The 16,773-nt window shown below is 64.4% G+C and carries 15 protein-coding genes and 1 pseudogene; 9 read left to right on the top strand and 7 right to left on the bottom strand.

Going from position 1 to position 16,773, the window contains the following annotated elements:
* Positions 1-3: 3 nt before the first annotated feature.
* Genes ACZY0R_RS13835 through ACZY0R_RS13825 form a run of 3 tightly spaced genes read left to right on the top strand, consistent with a single transcriptional unit; the run spans position 4 to position 2,894 of the window.
* Entirely contained in the window at positions 4-1,227 is a 1,224-nt protein-coding gene (locus tag ACZY0R_RS13835) for a CaiB/BaiF CoA transferase family protein (protein ID WP_488858927.1), read from the top strand.
* A 39-nt stretch (positions 1,228-1,266) separates the two neighbouring features.
* Positions 1,267-2,049 carry an enoyl-CoA hydratase-related protein gene (locus ACZY0R_RS13830; protein ID WP_488858926.1) on the top strand — a complete coding sequence of 261 codons (783 nt, stop codon included), beginning with the start codon at positions 1,267-1,269 and terminating at the stop codon, positions 2,047-2,049.
* Positions 2,046-2,894: an enoyl-CoA hydratase-related protein gene (locus tag ACZY0R_RS13825; protein ID WP_488858925.1), complete on the top strand. Its 849-nt coding sequence runs from the start codon at positions 2,046-2,048 to the stop codon at positions 2,892-2,894. Before ACZY0R_RS13830 ends, ACZY0R_RS13825 begins: the two co-directional genes overlap by 4 nt.
* Positions 2,895-3,294: 400 nt before the next feature.
* On the opposite strand, the gene ACZY0R_RS13820 is transcribed toward ACZY0R_RS13825, so the two are convergent.
* Both ACZY0R_RS13820 and ACZY0R_RS13815 read right to left on the bottom strand, forming a co-directional pair.
* A complete protein-coding gene (locus tag ACZY0R_RS13820; protein WP_488858924.1) occupies positions 3,295-4,308 on the bottom strand; it encodes a 1-aminocyclopropane-1-carboxylate deaminase in 1,014 nt (337 codons plus the stop codon).
* A gap of 553 nt (positions 4,309-4,861) precedes the next feature.
* On the bottom strand, positions 4,862-5,398 hold the full coding sequence (locus tag ACZY0R_RS13815; protein ID WP_488858923.1) for a hypothetical protein: 537 nt from the start codon (positions 5,396-5,398) through the stop codon (positions 4,862-4,864).
* Positions 5,399-5,706: 308 nt separating this feature from the next.
* On the opposite strand from ACZY0R_RS13815, the gene ACZY0R_RS13810 reads away from it, so the two are divergent.
* The 4 genes from ACZY0R_RS13810 to ACZY0R_RS13795 all read left to right on the top strand — a co-directional run bounded on the left by ACZY0R_RS13810 (position 5,707) and on the right by ACZY0R_RS13795 (position 10,959).
* Positions 5,707-6,291 (top strand): CBS domain-containing protein, encoded by a 585-nt coding sequence (locus ACZY0R_RS13810; protein WP_488858922.1) that lies wholly within the window; start codon positions 5,707-5,709, stop codon positions 6,289-6,291.
* Between the two features lie 84 nt (positions 6,292-6,375).
* Complete coding sequence (locus ACZY0R_RS13805) at positions 6,376-7,767, top strand: GntP family permease (RefSeq protein ID WP_488859691.1); 1,392 nt, start codon at positions 6,376-6,378, stop codon at positions 7,765-7,767.
* 45 nt (positions 7,768-7,812) lie between these two features.
* A complete protein-coding gene (locus tag ACZY0R_RS13800; protein WP_488858921.1) occupies positions 7,813-9,828 on the top strand; it encodes an acyl CoA:acetate/3-ketoacid CoA transferase in 2,016 nt (671 codons plus the stop codon).
* A gap of 153 nt (positions 9,829-9,981) precedes the next feature.
* Complete coding sequence (locus tag ACZY0R_RS13795) at positions 9,982-10,959, top strand: aldo/keto reductase (protein WP_488858920.1); 978 nt, start codon at positions 9,982-9,984, stop codon at positions 10,957-10,959.
* Positions 10,960-11,003: 44 nt separating this feature from the next.
* Here the strand turns inward: ACZY0R_RS13795 and ACZY0R_RS13790 are convergent, their stop codons facing one another.
* The 3 genes from ACZY0R_RS13790 to ACZY0R_RS13780 all read right to left on the bottom strand — a co-directional run bounded on the left by ACZY0R_RS13790 (position 11,004) and on the right by ACZY0R_RS13780 (position 13,865).
* Positions 11,004-12,368, bottom strand: a complete 1,365-nt coding sequence (locus tag ACZY0R_RS13790; RefSeq protein WP_488858919.1) for an MFS transporter — start codon at positions 12,366-12,368, stop codon at positions 11,004-11,006.
* A gap of 274 nt (positions 12,369-12,642) precedes the next feature.
* Positions 12,643-12,996 (bottom strand): VOC family protein, encoded by a 354-nt coding sequence (locus ACZY0R_RS13785; RefSeq protein WP_447434471.1) that lies wholly within the window; start codon positions 12,994-12,996, stop codon positions 12,643-12,645.
* An 83-nt stretch (positions 12,997-13,079) separates the two neighbouring features.
* A complete protein-coding gene (locus ACZY0R_RS13780) occupies positions 13,080-13,865 on the bottom strand; it encodes a DUF6597 domain-containing transcriptional factor (protein ID WP_488858918.1) in 786 nt (261 codons plus the stop codon).
* A gap of 115 nt (positions 13,866-13,980) precedes the next feature.
* On the opposite strand from ACZY0R_RS13780, the gene ACZY0R_RS13775 reads away from it, so the two are divergent.
* On the top strand, positions 13,981-14,742 hold the full coding sequence (locus ACZY0R_RS13775; protein WP_488858917.1) for a metallophosphoesterase: 762 nt from the start codon (positions 13,981-13,983) through the stop codon (positions 14,740-14,742).
* A 332-nt stretch (positions 14,743-15,074) separates the two neighbouring features.
* On the opposite strand, the gene ACZY0R_RS13770 is transcribed toward ACZY0R_RS13775, so the two are convergent.
* Positions 15,075-15,872 carry a hypothetical protein gene (locus tag ACZY0R_RS13770; protein ID WP_488858916.1) on the bottom strand — a complete coding sequence of 266 codons (798 nt, stop codon included), beginning with the start codon at positions 15,870-15,872 and terminating at the stop codon, positions 15,075-15,077.
* A 53-nt stretch (positions 15,873-15,925) separates the two neighbouring features.
* Here ACZY0R_RS13770 and ACZY0R_RS13765 point away from each other — a divergent pair.
* A pseudogene (locus ACZY0R_RS13765) lies at positions 15,926-16,195 on the top strand (MlrC C-terminal domain-containing protein); the annotation flags it as partial.
* A 136-nt stretch (positions 16,196-16,331) separates the two neighbouring features.
* On the opposite strand, the gene ACZY0R_RS13760 reads toward ACZY0R_RS13765, so the two are convergent.
* On the bottom strand, positions 16,332-16,652 hold the full coding sequence (locus ACZY0R_RS13760) for a high-potential iron-sulfur protein (protein WP_035860975.1): 321 nt from the start codon (positions 16,650-16,652) through the stop codon (positions 16,332-16,334).
* Positions 16,653-16,773 lie beyond the last annotated feature (121 nt).

The following is a 16,773-nucleotide window of genomic DNA, read 5'->3' as shown; positions in this document are numbered from 1 at the left end:
ATCATGACGACGAACCTGACCAAGAGCGTGACCGACCAACTTCCGGCTCGCCAGCTTCCCCTTGCCGGCCTTACCGTACTCGACCTGGGCCAGATCTATCAGGGTCCCTACTGCGGCTTCCTTCTGGCGATGGCCGGCGCCGACGTGATCAAGATCGAACCACCACATGGCGAGCCGGTGCGCGCGCGCCGCGAGTCGCTGTTGCCCCTGGCCATGCTTAATTCCAACAAGCGCGGCATCACGCTCAACTTCAAGACCGAGCAAGGCCGCAGCGTCTTTCGTGACCTGGTGGCCAAGGCAGATGTGGTGCTCGAGAACTTCATGCCGGGCGTAATGGAGCGCCTCGGCCTCGGGGCCGAGGCGCTGCTGGAGATCCAGCCTCGCTTGATCTACGCGTCTGCCTCGGGCTACGGGACCAGTGGGCCGAATCGCGATCATCTTGCCATGGACCTGACCATTCAGGCCATGAGCGGGGCCATGCACGTGACCGGCTATCCCGACAGCCCCCCACTCAAGGCAGGGCCGGCCATCAGCGATTTCCTGGGCGGTATCCACCTCTATGGGGCCATCGTCTCGGCCTTGTTCGAGCGCGAACGCAGCGGCCGCGGAAGGATTGTCGAGATCGCCATGCAGGACACGATGTATCCTGCTCTCGCCTCAAACCTGACGATGTATTACGAGGACCCGGAACGCAATCCGCGCACCGGAAACCGGCACGGGGCGCTCGCAATGTCGCCCTACAACACCTACTCGGCGAAGGATGGCTACATCGCCATTATCTGCGTCACCGAAGGCCACTGGCCGGGGCTGTGCCAGGCGATGGGGCGCCCTGAGCTGGGCAGGCAGGAACGCTACGCGACGCACGCCTCGCGTTGTGCGGTGATGGGCGAGGTGGACGAACTGGTTGCCTCCTGGGCCTGCAACCTGACGCGCGCCGAGATAATGGCGGCCGGCCAGGCCCATCACTTTCCCTGCGCGCCGGTACGCACGCTCGATGAGGTTGTGCACGACCGTCATATGCACGAGCGCGGCATGCTGAACTATGTGACGCATCCCAAATTGGGCGAGGTGGTCCTGCCCAACAGCCCCTTGCGCTTTCACCAGTCCCCACCGTTGGCACTGAGGCCCAACCCGGACCTCGGCGAGCACAACGAGGCTGTACTGAGCGAGCTTCTCGGACTGTCGCCCGCGGCAATCGACACCCTGCGCCAGCAAGGCGCGTTCTGAAGCAAGAACCAGCCCCCCAGCCAAGAGAAAACGCTAGCCATGTCAGATTTCGTCCAGATTGTCCGTGATGACGGCATCGCCGTCATCACGCTGAACCACCCGCATACCCGCAATGCCATTGCAGACGAATCCTGCATCCAGGCCATTGTCACGGCGCTTGCGGAGATCTCCGCCGACCCGGCCCTGCGCGCGGCCGTCCTGACCGGGGCCGGGCGCGCATTCTGCGCCGGCGGCAGCCTGCAGTCGCTGGGCCAGCTCGCCGCGGGCGAGCCGATCGCCAACGAAGAGCGCTACCGCAATGGCATCCAGCGCATCCCGCGAGCCTTCCAGCAACTCGACATACCGGTGATCGCCGCGGTCAACGGCCCCGCCATTGGTGCTGGACTGGACCTGGCCTGCATGTGCGACATCCGCATTGCCTCGACCCGCGCTACCTTTGCAGAGAGCTTCGTCAAGCTTGGCCTGGTGGCGGGTGACGGCGGCGCCTGGCTACTGGCACGCACCCTGCCTCTGGCGCGCGCCTATGAAATGGCGCTCACCGGCAACGCCATCGGTGCACAGCAGGCGCTGGAGTGGGGTCTCGTGTCGCGCCTGGCCGGGCCTGAGACATTGATGGACGCTGCGCTGACGCTTGCGCGCGCGATCGCCGCGAACCCGGGGCACGCGGTCAGGATGACGAAGCGCCTGGTGGACGCGTCCCTGCTCAACACGCTCGACTCCGTGCTCAACCTCTCCGCCAGCATGCAGGCGCTGGCGCACACCACCGAGGCGCACCGCCAAGCGCTGCGCTTGATGACTGAACGCGTGGGGAGCAAATCATGAGCGCGGCCAGCCCCAGCATCAACGAGATCATCCTCTGCGAAGTGGAGGACCGGATTGCCGTCATCACCCTAAACCGGCCGGACCAGCTCAACGCCTGGAACCCTGAGATGGAAGCCGGACTGCGCACTGCGCTAGAGCGCTGCCAGGACGATCGCGAGGTCCGGGTGATCGTATTGACCGGGGCCGGAAAGGCCTTCTGCGCCGGCGCCGACCTGTCGGCGGCGCGCGCGCGGCTGGCAGAGTCCGGCCCGCGACACGTCAGTAGTACGGCGGCTCACGCGCCCAACGATGTCGCCGCCAGGGAGGACTTTGGCCAGCGCTACAGCTATCTGCTGTCGATCGGCAAGCCGATCATCTGCGCTCTGAATGGCGCGGCAGCCGGTGTGGGGCTGGTGCTCTCCCTCTATTGCGATATCCGCTACGCTAGCCGCGAAGCGCGCCTGGTACCAGCCTTCGTGCGGCGCGGGCTGCCCGCCGAACACGGCATTGCTTGGATCCTGCCCAGGCTGATTGGTCTGTCTCGTGCGCTCGAATGGCTGATCAGCGGCAGGTCAATGAGCGCACAGGAGGCGGAACAGGCCGGCCTCGTTTCAGCCGTGCTCGAAACCGATGGCTTTCTGCCAGAGGTCCTCGAACGTGCCGCCGCATTGGCTACCCTCTGCTCGCCCAGTGCAATGGCGGCGACCAAGCGGCAGTCTTACCTCGCGCTCGGCCAGACTCTGGGTGAAAGCGTGGCGCTGGCCGAGCACGAGATCGCGGCTTCATTGCAGGGGAGCGACTTCCGTGAGGGTGTGGCGGCCTTCCTCGGAAAACGCCAGCCTTCGTTTGCGGGACTGGAACGCTGAGCGACCTGCAAGCACGCCGCTAGCGTACGCCCGAACGTCCGATACGAGGAGTAGACCGGACATTGGGATGTCTGGACGCAAGCGTTGGCCGATGTCCGAAATTGGCCGGCAAGCGACCTTCGCCGGCTGGCCCTTGGCCGGCGCTTCCCGACGACGTCTGCCGTTCGGTCCGGCGCCGACGCAACGGCTGCTTCAAGGATTTCGACTAGGAAATCTTCCCCCAGCGCGTGACGCAGCGGCGCCGGAACTCGAATCCGATGTTGAGCCGGCCATAGGGGTACAGGACGCCTTGACGGACGCGGCTTCCGCGCCCCGCATTCCCGCCGAGACCGGCGGCATCCAGATCAGTTCCAGAAGTCCCGCAAGCCGCTTCCGGCTCGCCCGATTATGTGCATGCCGATCATGCGAACGCCTTGTGATAGGCGTTGAGGGCAGGTGCGCCGCCCAGATGCACGTACAGCACGTTCGCTCCCTTTGGAATTTCGCCCGCCTTCGCCATCGCGATCAGGCCCGCCATCGATTTGCCCTCGTACACAGGATCGGTGAGCATCGCCTCAAGCCGGGCTGCGGTGCGGATCGCGTCGATTGTCCGATCGTCGGGCAGGCCATAGTCCGGGCCGGCGAAACGCGGATCAATGATCACATCGGCGTCGTCGATCGGCTTGCCGATGCCGATCAGTTCCGCCGTCTGTCGCGCGCTCTTCGTCACCGCGCGGCGCGTCATCGCCTCGTTGCATGCGGTATCGATGCCAATCAGGCGGCGCGGTCTGTCCTGCGCCTTGAAACCTGCGACCATGCCGCCCTGTGTCGAGCCGGTGCAGGTCGCGGTGATCACGGTGTCGAAGAACACGCCCATTTCCTGTTCCTGACGCGCGAGTTCATCGGTGAAGTTCGCATAGCCGAGGCCGCCAAGGGGATGATCCGATGCGCCCGCCGGAATCGCGTAAGGCTTGCCGCCTTCGCGGCGCACCTCGTCGAGTGCGCGCGCCCACGTTTCTTTCACCTCGGTCGAATAGCCCTCGCCCTCCAGTAGCGTTTCAGCGCCCATCAGCCGTGACAGCAGGATATTGCCGACCTTGTCGTAGACCGGATCGTCCCAGTGCGTCCATTGCTCCTGCACCAGCCGGCAGCGCATGCCGAGCACCGCAGCGACGGCCGCGACCTGGCGCGTGTGGTTCGACTGGATGTTGCCGATGGAAACAAGCGTGTCGGCGCCCTGTTTCACTGCGTCGGCAGCGAGCCACTCGAGCTTGCGAATCTTGTTGCCGCCGAACGCGAGCCCGGACGACACATCGTCGCGCTTCGCCCACACCGATACCTTGAGCACATCAGACAGGCGATTGAGCCGATGAATCGGCGACGGGAAGAAGCCAAGCGAAATGCGGCTGAAGCGCTTTTCGAGATCGAGTGCCATGGCGAACTCCCTGAAGAAGCACGGGGGGATAACACTAATTGCAGTTTAGGCTCCAACGGGCGAGATCTTGGAGCGTGGCGTGCAATCACGTGGTGGCGCCTGGACCAGAGCTGAAGGACATTTGAAAAGGACATGCCTCGATGTTTGCCCCTCGCCACTGGCGGGGAAACTGCGGCGGCAACAACACATTAGACCGGACATGCTTCGCGCGCGTCCGGGACATGACGCCCGAATGGCCGTTTCCAAGGGAGACGGGTCGGCTGAGCGTCCCAGTCCATCAGCCATCAAACGACCCCTCATGGCCGGGAGGAGCCGTCCGCCGCAGTCTCGGTCAACGGCGGCTCGTCGGCCACTCCGGGCGTTCAGCCCTTCCCCGTAGCGACCGATCGTTCACAGTCAGCACCTGCTGGCAATCCGTGTCAGGACGGCCTCAAGGGGCTCGACTGGGTTCTTCTGCCCTTGCGGTCTCTGCGATGACTGAGCACGCGTGAAAGCGCAGGAGCATGCCGAACGCACCTGGTGCAAGATCGCGGAGGCTGCCATCGACCAGCAGCTACAACCGGCCGCGCTGCTCCGGAGCCGGTTTCCTGCCCTTGGTTGCGCCGTAGGCGAAGTATTTTTCCTTCGCGCCCGTAGCCCAGTAAGCCACCAGGAACTGTGGATTGTCTGGTGCGTAAATCATCTCCAAGCTGCCATTCACGGCCATCCACTCGGCGTAGCCATTGCCGGAACCAGGAAGCTGTTTGCGAGTGGAGACGAACTTGCCGTCAAGTTCGCTCTCGACGTCCCGCAGCGTTCTCGCGCCCGCTCCCTTGTTGAAGGTCAGGGAAACTAGCGCTACTTTGTCCTTGGCGTCGCAATTGATCGTTACGCGCGCGAGCCCAGGGATGTGGTAACGCCCCACATCCTGGGTCGTGAACGTTGGGCCGCCTGCCCAACCTGAGGTCCCCTTAACGTCGCTCTCCCCCGCCGACAACTTGGAGCAGGTGGCTCTGCCGAGCTCCAGTCCAAGGGGCGCGGCCACATGAGTGGCGCACTGAGCGGCGGCTGACAACACTACCAACGCAGCACCCAAAATGGCTTTTTTCATAGGAGATCAATACCCGCAGGATCCAAATCAACGCCGATTGGGCAATATCACGATGCGTAGCGCGTTACGAGACCAGGCCTTACCTCAGACGCCATGCCCTGTACCGGAGGCGTTATATGTGCCATTATCAGCACAATTACCGACGCCTCTTTGATCCGGGGAGCATCGTAGGAATCATAGTCACCCTGCGCCGCCTGTGAGGACTATTCTGATGGATAGCACATCGCAATCCACAGCCATCCACATCGGACGACAAGGTAGAAAGGAATCGCGATGCGCTCGCAGATACGCCACCCTTTGCCAAGCAGATGACGCCCAGACAGATCGCTGCCGTGGCCAGCTTCATGACTCGGCAATTCGGCAAACCTGCTGCTGCCAACGAAGGGCGGGGCGCCGCCGTGCGTAAGCTTCTACCGGAGACGACGATGAACAAAAAGCGAAAGACGGCCGGCCAGATTCTGTCCGAGAAGCCTCGCGACGTGATCTCGATCGGACCCAATGACTCGGTGCTAACAGCGCTGCGGCTCATGGCTGAGAAAGACATCAGCACCGTGCTGGTGCTGCAAGACGACAACCTTGCAGGCATCCTGTCCCAGCGCGACTATGCCCGCAAAGTCGAGCTGGCCGGCCGCAACGCCAGCGACACCAAGGTTTGCGAAATCCTGACCACGCAGATTGTCTATGTCACGCCCGAGCACACCTGCGAACAGTGCCTGGCGCTGATGCACGCCAGGCGGATCCGGCATCTGCCAGTCATCGAGTCCCAGCGGGTTATCGGCGTGCTGTCCAACAACGACGTCCTGGAGGAACTGATCCTGGAGGACGAGCATTTGATCAAGGGTTTCGAGCATGACATGCTCAACCTGACGATTGATAGTGGCGGCTGCTACTAGGGCAACTGCCCCCCCGCCTGCCACAATGTTGATGCCCTGCAGAGGCGTCGCGCCGGACCCGACATCGAAATGGAGAACAACGTGCTGAGCTTCCTGATCGTCCTGGCCGCCCTCTTCTTTCTGATGTTTGTCGCCTACCGCGGCTTCAGCGTGATCCTGTTCGCGCCGGTCGCCGCGCTCGGCGCGGTGCTCCTGACCGACCCGACACTAGTGCCGCCGATGTTCACAAGCGTCTTCATGGACAAGATGGTCGGCTTCGTCAAGCTCTACTTTCCGGTCTTCTTGCTGGGTGCGGTGTTCGGCAAGGTGATCGAGCTGTCCGGTTTCTCCAAATCCATCGTATCTTCGGTGATCGCCTTGGTGGGGCGCGAGCGGACCATGCTGTCTATCGTGGTGGTGTGCGCGGTGCTGACCTACGGCGGCGTATCGCTGTTCGTCGTGGTTTTCGCGGTCTACCCATTCGCTGCCGAAATGTTTCGCCAAGGCGGTATCCCCAAGCGGCTGATCCCCGGGACGATCGCGCTGGGCGCCTTCACCTTCACCATGGACTCGCTGCCGGGGACGCCGCAGATCCAGAACATCATCCCGACCACCTTCTTTAATACCAACACCTGGGCTGCGCCTTGGCTGGGCGTGGTCGGCACCATCTTCATCCTGGTGGTAGGCCTGGGCTACCTCAATTGGCGCCGGCGCCAGGCCGCGGTCAGCGGCGAAGGTTATGGCGAGGGCCATAGCAACGAACCCGAAGCGTTCGAGCATGGCAAGCTGGCTAATCCCTGGATCGCCATTCTCCCGCTTGTCCTGGTCGGCGTACTGAACAAGGGATTCACCGAGCTAATCCCTCGTTTTTATGGCAAGACCCACGAGTTCACGCTCGCTGGCGCCACCAAGCCGGTCACCACCGAGGTGTCCAAGGTGGCCGCCATCTGGGCGGTCGAAGGGGCGCTGCTGGTGGGTATCCTGACGGTGCTGGTGTTCGCCTTCAAGCCGGTGAGCCAGAAGTTCGCCGAGGGTTCCAAGGCGGCGGTGGGTGGCTCGCTGCTGGCCTCGATGAACACCGCTTCGGAATATGGCTTCGGCGCGGTGATCGCAGGTCTGCCCGGTTTCCTGGTAGTTGCCGACGCGCTCAAGGCAATTCCGAACCCGCTGATCAACGAAGCGATTACGGTTACCACGCTGGCCGGCATCACAGGCTCGGCCTCCGGCGGCATGAGCATCGCGCTCGCCGCCATGGCCGACCAGTTCATCGCCGCAGCGCATGCCGCCAACATCCCCCTCGAAGTCTTCCACCGCATCGCCTCGATGGCCAGCGGCGGCATGGACACATTGCCGCACAACGGCGCCGTGATCACGCTGCTTGCGGTGTCGGGACTGACGCACCGCCAGTCCTACGGCGACATATTCGCGGTCACCTGCATCAAGACGCTGGCGGTGTTCTTCGTGATTGCCTTCTACTACCTGACTGGTCTCTATTGAAACGGCTGCAAGAACTGATATTCCCGCCAAGGACAAGGTGAGAAAATGAGCACGCAAGCAAGCACGAATGGTCCATTGCCAGCCATCCATTCGCGCGAGAACGGAAAACTAGTCTCCGTGCGCGAAGCCGTACGCCTGATCCGCGACGGCGATACGGTGGCGACCGGCGGCTTCGTCGGCATCGGCTTTGCAGAAGAAATCGCCATCGCCATCCAGGAACTCTGCCTGGCGCAGGATGACGACGCGCCAGTCAGCCTCGCAAAGCCCGGCAACCTGACCTTGGTCTACGCCGCCGGGCAGGGAGACGGCAAGGAACGGGGCTTGAACCATCTCGCGCTGCCTGGACTGGTGAAGCGCGTGATCGGCGGACACTGGGGCCTGGTGCCGAAGCTCCAGCAGCTCGCGATCGGCAACCAGATCGAAGCCTACAACCTGCCACAGGGTGTGATCACCCATTTGTTCCGCGATATCGCGGCCGGAAAGCCCGGCCACCTCTCGCGGGTCGGACTGGGCACCTTTGTCGATCCGCGCTTTGGCGGCGGCAAGTTGAACGAACGCACCACCGAGGATCTGGTCGAGCTGATGCGTATCGGCGATCAAGAGTATCTCTTCTACAAGGCCTTCCCGATCAACGTCGCGATTGTGCGCGGCACCACCGCCGATCCGGACGGCAACATCACCATGGAGCGCGAGGCCCTGACGCTGGAAGCCCTCGCGATCGCCATGGCCGCGCACAACTGCGGCGGCCTGGTGATCGTACAGGTGGAGCGCATCGCCGAAAGAGGCTCGCTCAAGCCGCGCGAGGTAAAGATCCCCGGCGTGCTGGTGGACTGCGTGGTCCTGGCGCAACCCGAAAACCATCAGCAGACATTCGCCACGCCGTACAGCCCAGCGTTCTCAGGCGAAATCCGGGTGCCGGCGAGCAGCGTGGCGCCGATGCCGATGAGCGAGCGCAAGGTGATCGCCAGGCGCGCGGCGATGGAACTCAAGCCCAATAGCGTGGTGAATCTCGGCATCGGCATGCCCGAGGGTGTCGCCGGCGTCGCCAACGAGGAAAGGATCCTCGACCTCGTGACGCTCACCACGGAGCCCGGCGTCATCGGCGGTATCCCCGCCGGAGGGTTGAACTTCGGGGCGGCGACCAATCCGCACGCGATCATCGACCAGCCCTACCAGTTCGACTTCTACGACGGCGGCGGACTCGACATCGCCTTCCTTGGCCTGGCGCAGGCCGATCGCATGGGCAACCTGAACGTATCCAAGTTCGGGCCGCGCCTGGCCGGCGCCGGCGGCTTTATCAACATCAGTCAGAATGCAAAGAAGGTCGTGTTTGTTGGCACCTTCATGGCAGGCGGCAGCGAGATCCTGGTCATCGACGGCAAGCTCCAGATCCACCGCGATGGCAAGGCAAAGAAGTTCGTCCAGGAAGTCGAGCATCGCACGTTTTCCGGACACTACGCGGCCGCGGCCCTCAAGCCGGTCCTCTATATCACCGAGCGTTGCGTGTTCGAGCTGAGCGCGCAAGGCATGGAACTCATCGAGATTGCACCCGGCGTCGATCTGGAACGCGACATTCTCGCCAAGATGGACTTCGCACCGATCGTGCGCTCACCGGTGCCGATGGACGAACGGCTCTTCCGCCCCGAGCCAATGGGACTGCGCGCGGACGTCCTGCGCCTGCCGCTGGAAGCACGGCTCAACTACGATGGTGCGAAGAACATCCTGTTCCTGAACTTCGAGCAACTTGAGGTGAAGCGCCCGGAAGACATAGCAGCGATCCGCACGCAGGTTTGCCGCATCTGCGAGCCGCTAGGCCACAAGGTTTACACCGTGGTCAACTACGAAGGATTCGTACTCGACCGCAGTGTGGAAGACGCCTATGTCGAAATGATCGAGGAAATGGTGCAACGCTACTATATTGGTGTGACCCGCTTCACCACCAGCGCCTTTATGCGCGCCAAGCTCGGTGACACCCTCGCCCGACGCGGGCTCGCGCCCTATGTCTATGAGACCGAAGCCGAAGCGAAGGCGTATTTGCGCGATCAGTCGACTACCCGCTAACGAAAACTTGCCTGTCCTGCAAGTTCCCGGGGTCAGTACCACGCCGGGCACGAAGCCGCGCCGTCGTCCTTGCCGGAATTCGCATACCATGCCGGAGTGCGCCGAAGGCCCGCTGCCGTCGGCCGGTATCGATGACATCGGAGGAGATACGAGATGGACTATGTGAGGTTTGGCTCGACGGGACTGAAGGTATCGCGGTTGTGCCTGGGTTGCATGACCTATGGCGTGCCGGAGCGCGGCAACCACCCCTGGACGCTTGGCGAGGAAGCCAGCCGCCCGTTGATCCGGCAAGCACTGGAAGCCGGCATCAACTTCTTCGATACGGCCAACGTGTATTCCGACGGCACCTCGGAGGAAATCGTCGGCCGTGCGCTGAAGGACTTCTCCAGCCGCGACGACGTGGTGATCGCCACCAAGGTGCATGGCCGCATGCGTCCCGGCCCGAACGGGGCGGGCCTGTCGCGCCGCGCCATCCTGGCGGAGATCGACAACAGCCTGCGCCGGCTGGGAACCGACTATGTCGACCTGTACCAGATCCACCGCTGGGACCCGCATACGCCCATCGAAGAAACCCTCGAAGCGCTGCATGACATAGTCAAGGCCGGCAAGGCGCGGTATATCGGCGCTTCGTCCATGTATGCCTGGCAGTTCTCCAAGGCGATCTACACCTCGCGCCTGCATGGCTGGACGCAGTTCGTCAGCATGCAGGACCACGTCAACCTGCTGAACCGCGAGGAAGAACGCGAAATGCTGCCGCTGTGCGCCGCCGAGGGCATCGCGGTGATGCCGTGGAGCCCGCTGGCGCGCGGCCGCCTGACGCGGCCGTGGCAGGCCGGCAGCGCCCGCGAGGAGAGCGACGCGTTCGGCAGGTCGCTCTATCGCCATACCGAGGAGGCGGACCGCAAGGTAGTGGAGCAGGTGCACGCCATTGCGCAGGCGCGCGGCGTACCGCCGGCGCAGGTAGCAATGGCGTGGCTGGCGCAGAAGCCGGGGATCACGTCGCCGATCCTGGGCGCGTCGAAGCCGAACCATATCAAGGATGCCGTCGGAGCGCTGTCGCTCGGGTTGACCGGCGCCGAGGTCGCCGCGCTGGAAGCCCCCTACGTGCCCCACGCGCCGGTGGGCTTCTGAGCCGGCCGTCATCGTGGCCGGCCCCGGTGGCTACGGGGGGCCGGTCACTCTCCGGACGGCTGCATGGCAGCCGCGCCGGTATCCCGCGTGATCAGCCGCAGACCGCTGGCAATGCTGGCCACGCCGGCGAAGCCAGCGCCGATCCCGAGCGCCAGCGTGGGCCCGTGGCGTCCCGCGATGCCGAAGCTCAGCGCTACCAGCGCCGCGCCGGTGGCCTGGCCGAGCAGGCGCGCGGTCGCGATCACGCCGCTGGCGCCGCCGCTGCGCGAGCGCGGCGCGCTCGACATCAGCGCCTTGAGATTCGGCGACTGGAAGAAGCCAAAGCCCGCGCCGCAGATGGCCATGCGGATGCCGATATCCAGCGCGCTGGGATGCGCCGGCAGCAAGGCCAGCGACGCCATGCCCATGCACATGACGGCCAGCCCGACGCCGCCGAGCAAACCCGGCGGATAGCGGTCCGACAGCCGGCCCGCCAGCGGCGCCATCAGCGCGACGACCGCTGACCACGGTGTCATCAGGAATCCGGTCTCGATCGGGCTGCGCCCGAGCACGCTCTCGAAATAGAACGGCAGCGATACAAAGGCCAGCCCCTGTGCTGCGAACGAGAAGATCGCGGTCATGGTCGACAGCGCAAACATGGGGCGCTTGAGCAAGTCGATCGGCAGCATCGGCGCGGGATGGCCGCGCTCGCGGCGCAGCAGCAGCACGAACGCCACGAGGAACAGGGCCACCGCCGCCAGCGACTGATGCAGCGGCGCGCGCTGCGCGCCCTCCCCCAGCGCAAAGATCAGCGAGGCGAACATCACCACGTTCAGCCCCGCCGCGACACGGTCGAAACGATGCGCGCCGCGCACCGTCTGCGGCAGCGCGGGCCATGCGATATATAGCGCCAGCAGGCCGATGGGCAGGTTCACGGCGAACAGCCACGGCCAGGGTCCGAGCGAAAGGATGATCGACGCCACCGTGGGCCCGACCGCGAACGACACGCCAACCACCAGCGCATTCAGCCCGACCCCTCGCCCCAGCCGGTGCGGCGGAAAGATCGCGCTGATCAGTGCCGCGTTCACGCTCATGATGGCGCTCGCGCCGACGCCCTGCAGCAGCCGGGCGGCGGCCAGCGTCGGCAGCGACCAGGACAGCGCGCAGACCACCGAAGCGGCGATAAACAGGATCAGTCCGCCCAGGTACACGCGCCGGTGCCCGACGATGCCGCCGAGCGCGGCGAAGGGCAGCAGCGTGGCCACCATGGCAAGCTGGTAGGCATTGATGACCCACACGGATGCCGCGGGCGTCGCGTGCAGGTCGGCCGCGATGGCCGGTAGTGCTGTGTTGGCGATCGCCGTATCGAGCGTGGCGAGGGAGACTGCCACCAGGATGGCAGCCATGCCGCGGCGTTCAAGCGGCGTCATGGCCGCATCCGCGGCACGGGCTGGGGGATTGGAATCCGTAATGTTCGACACTGTCTTCACCGGTTACCGCCGCGGCCGGACCGCGCCGATGCGCCACCGCCCTGCCGCTACAAGCTACTCGCTATTGTCTGATACATGGAGCATGGTTAATGCGCGCGAAATGGGGAAAAACGGCGAAAAAACGGCGAAAACCATGGCAAGCCAACACAATACGGGAAAACGCGAACATCTGCTGGCGGCGCGCCCGCCGCCAGCTTTCAAGTGCCGGCCAAGCCTATGCCACGGACCACACCGCCAGTTCATAGCCGTCCGGGTCCCGGAAGTGGAAACGCCGGCCGCCCGGGAACGAGAACACCGGCCTGACCACGGTGGCGCCGGCAGCTTCCACGCGGCGCTGGGTCTCGGCCAGGTCGTCGGCATAGAGGATTACAAGCGGTCCGCCGGGACGGACCTCTTCGCCGGTGGTGAAGCCGCCGGTCAGCCGGCCATCGCTGAATTCGCAATAGGTAGGGCCGTAGTCGGTGAAGGTCCAGCCAAAGACTCCGCCGTAGAACGCCTTGGAACGGGCAATGTCGCTGACGTTAAATTCGATATTGTCGATCTGACGGTCCTGGCCTCTGGTTCCCATGGCGACTCCTTGATGTCGGATGTTGGATTGATGGGCGCCATGATCGCCTAGGCACAGCCAAAAAGCTTGAATAAAACGGCCACTCAAACCCGCAGCTGGCGCAACAGGGCCGTCGCGGTCATGCCGCACAGCGACTGGATTTCCCGGCTCAGGTGGGCTTGATCGGCGTAGCCCGCGTCCGCGGCGAGCGCGGCCAGGCCGCCATCCGCCGATGCCCGGGCCAGCGTCAGCGCGCGCTGGAACCGCAGGATCCGCTCAAGGGTCTTTGCGCCATAGCCGAAATGCTCGATGCCGCGGCGCCTGAGCGTACGTTCGCTGAGGCCCAGCCGGCGCAACAGCAGCGGAATGGTCTCGCCCGCCGCGCCGGCATTGGCCTGCACCAGGGAAAAGATGGCTGCCGCCTCGCGGCTCGGGGTGGCGATGCGCGGCGCCAGATTCGCCAGCTGGCTCTGGAATACCTCGGCACGTTGCGTGCCGACCTCGGCCATCCGCCCGGTAAATTCAAGCGCGCGCCGGCCCCACAGGTCGGTAAGGCCGACCTCGCAACCCACAATGTCCGACAGAGCCAGGCCCAGCCAGTGCGGCGCGGCGCCAGGCTGGAAGCGTGCACCCAGCACCGTCGCGCCCGGCGCCAGGTCTGGCCTGGCCGCCGTGATGTCCGGCCCGACAACAAGCAGCCGGCCGTCGCGCCAGAGCAGATCCACGCAGCCGTCCGGCACCACGGCGACCGCCCCGGCGTGACCGGCCGGCAAGGCGCTGGCCCATACACACTGGAAATGCGCCTGCAGTTCGGGCCGGGGCGTGGTTTCGCAATACCGGCCAACGGTGCCGGCCAGCGCGGGAACCTCTCGCGAATCGCTTGCTTGCATTACTCTCTGTCCAGGAAAATTTACCGATTGCAGGCAATGCCCGCCAGTAGTCGAATAGTGGAATAAGTGGAATAGTGGATTAGCGGTATTGTCCCATTCTGCAAAGGAGCGACTTATGAAGATAGGATTGGTTTCGGACCTGCATCTCTCGGTTTATCCGATGGACTTTCCGAACCCCGATGTTGACGTGATGATACTGGCCGGCGATATCTGGCGGCCCAGGGAAGCCATGGCGTGGGCCGCCGCCGCGCGCCTGCCGACGCTGTATGTGGCGGGCAACCATGAGTTCTACGGCAGCGACCTGGCCTCCACCATGGACACCCTGCGCGCAGGCGCGGCCGGCACGAGCGTGCAGGTGCTGGAACGTACCGAATGGCACGACCGCGGCGTGCGCTTCCTGGGTTGTACGTTGTGGTCCGACTATCGCCTGTTCGCCTCGGCGCAGCAGCGCGAGGATGGCCTGCGCGACGCCCAGTCCCTGATGCGGGACTTCTCCCGCATCCGCGTGGCGCCGGATTTCGAGGAGCGCTTCACGCCTGCCACGTCGCAAGCCCTCTTCAGGGATTCGGTAGCCTGGCTGGACGAGCGGTTCCAGGCCGGCCACGACGGCAAGACAGTCGTCATCACCCACTTCGCGCCATCGCCGCTGAGCATCAGCCCCAAGTTCGCCGGCTCGCACCTCAATGCCAGCTTCGTCTCCGACCTGAGCCGGGAGATCCTGGCCTGGCAGCCGGACCTCTGGGTGCACGGCCATACCCACGACAGCTTCGACTACAAGGTGGGCGCGACCCGCGTGGTGTGCAACCCCCGGGGCTATGCGCGCGAAGGCAAGCTCGAGAATCCGCGCTTCGATCCCAATCTTGTCATCGAACTGTGATAGGCCCGGGGAATGGCCTGACATAGGCAACGCAGGCCGGATCGCCCACCGCGTTTGCGGCGCGGGCGCTGCGGCATCCCGCAGCCAGCAATCCACTTGGGACTTTCCCTTGGTTTGCGGCATGAAGCGCACTCTTTGAGCTTCCTTCCGGAGCGGGCATCTCGCGATCGGCGCCGTTGTTTGCTACTGTCTGGTCCGCAGGTAAGCAAGGCGGGCCTCGCCCGCCACATCCCTGTGCCGTCCGGGCCGGCCACGCACCGGCCCCTGGTTTGGCGGCAAGCTCGAAACAGGAGACAACATTAATGAGGCCCAGGGCTCTGGAACCGACCGAATCAGTACTTCTTGCCTTGATGGACAGCGTGCGCGAGTGGCAGCGTGTGCTGGACCAGACTCTCTCCGATGTAGGACTCGACTATTCCAAATGGATCTTGCTCCGCGCGATCCGTCAGGACGAGTTCGTTCGCCACGAGCCCTGTCTTGGCGCAATGCTGATTTCCGCTCCACAGTCGGAAAGCCTCCTGCACACATTGCACGCGGATCGCTGGATCGAATTCGATCCCGCCGGCCAGCCCTTCATCCCCGCGGGCGCCGTACCCAGGGTAGAGCGTGTGTGGAGCGGCATGAAAGCACTGCACTCGGTATCGGTGGCGCCGTTCAGCACCGAGGAACGCACCGCCCTGACCGCTTCCTTGAGGCGCATGAAAGCCACCTTGCACGATCACAGCCTGCGCCTTGGGCGGCAGGCGGAACAGCGGGTCGAGGCGACGCACTGATGTGTGCTTGCGGGGGCGGCAACACCAGCCCCCGTCAAGCGGCATCGAGAGCGCTGCGACCAGTGCCGCTACCTGCCGCCGTTGAATAACGGCGATGCTTCGATGCGTTCGAGCATGCCGCGCGCCGCGCTGGTCAGTGGCCGGTTGGCCCTGATTGGTGGTACGCAACGCAACCAGTTCGCCTTTGGCGACTTCCTTCACCACCGAGTTGGCCGACGTGAAGGTCAGCCCGAGGCGGCACTCGACGTAACGCTTGAGCGTCAGGATCGAGTTGGCGACAAAACTCGGGGTCAGGACGATATTCTCGGAAAGCTCCGCCAGCTCGATCAACTGGCGCAAACCGAAGCCAGGCGCCATCAGCGCGACCGGATAGCGCGCGACGTCCTTCAGCGCGGGCCGCTTGCGCTGGCGCGGCGCTGGTGGAAGCGGACGGCATTGAGATCGTGCTGATCACGCTGCGCGCCCAGGCGCTGGATACCGATGTGTTCACGCAGCTTGGCTGCCGGCTGGAGGACAAGACGCTGATCGTGGTCAAGTCCGCGCAGCACTTCCACACCGCGTTCTCGCGGATCGCGCTCCATGTCATCTATGCGGACGCACCGGGCTCGGTATCGCTCAACCTGCGCGCACTGCCCTATCGCCGCCGCGCGCGCCGCCCCAAGTGGCCAATCGACGGCTAAATGGACGCTTGAACAGCCGCGCGAAAGATCGCCTGGATGTACGCTAGACCGGACAGCCAAACGCACGCCTGGATAAAAGAAAGCGGCGGACGCACCCAGACCGCGCGCCCGCCGCTTTCACCGTATCAGGCCGCTATCAAGCCTTCTTTACCCAAGCGCTGCACCAGCCTTTGGTGGCAACCTGCTTGCCCGCGAAGAGCGGGCAGCCGCCACTGGCATCGGTCGCCTTGCCCTGGAAGAGCTGGCAGTTGCCGCAGTGCTGGGTGGCGTCATGCTTGGGGTATTTGGCTTTATCGACTTTGGTGGTATCCGCCTTGTAGCCAAGGCCGACCGCCTGCGGGTCTTTTTCATCGACCATCGGGCCGCCGCCCTGGGCCCGGGACGCCAGGGAAACACCCAGGGCGCCTGCGGCCGCAATAATGGGAATGCCTTTCAGGAAATGACGACGAGTTGACATCTTTCTATCCTTTTTGTGGGGGACAAACTGGGCGGGGCCCGCGCCGCGCGCAACAACGCCAGGCACCGGCCCCAACCATCGGCGCACCCATGAAGGCGTGCGCCGGATACCGGCCCGGACG

Source organism: Cupriavidus sp. F041 (assembly GCF_057814235.1).
Note: the sequence above shows the minus strand (reverse complement) of the source record. Positions and strands in the feature narration are given on the sequence as shown.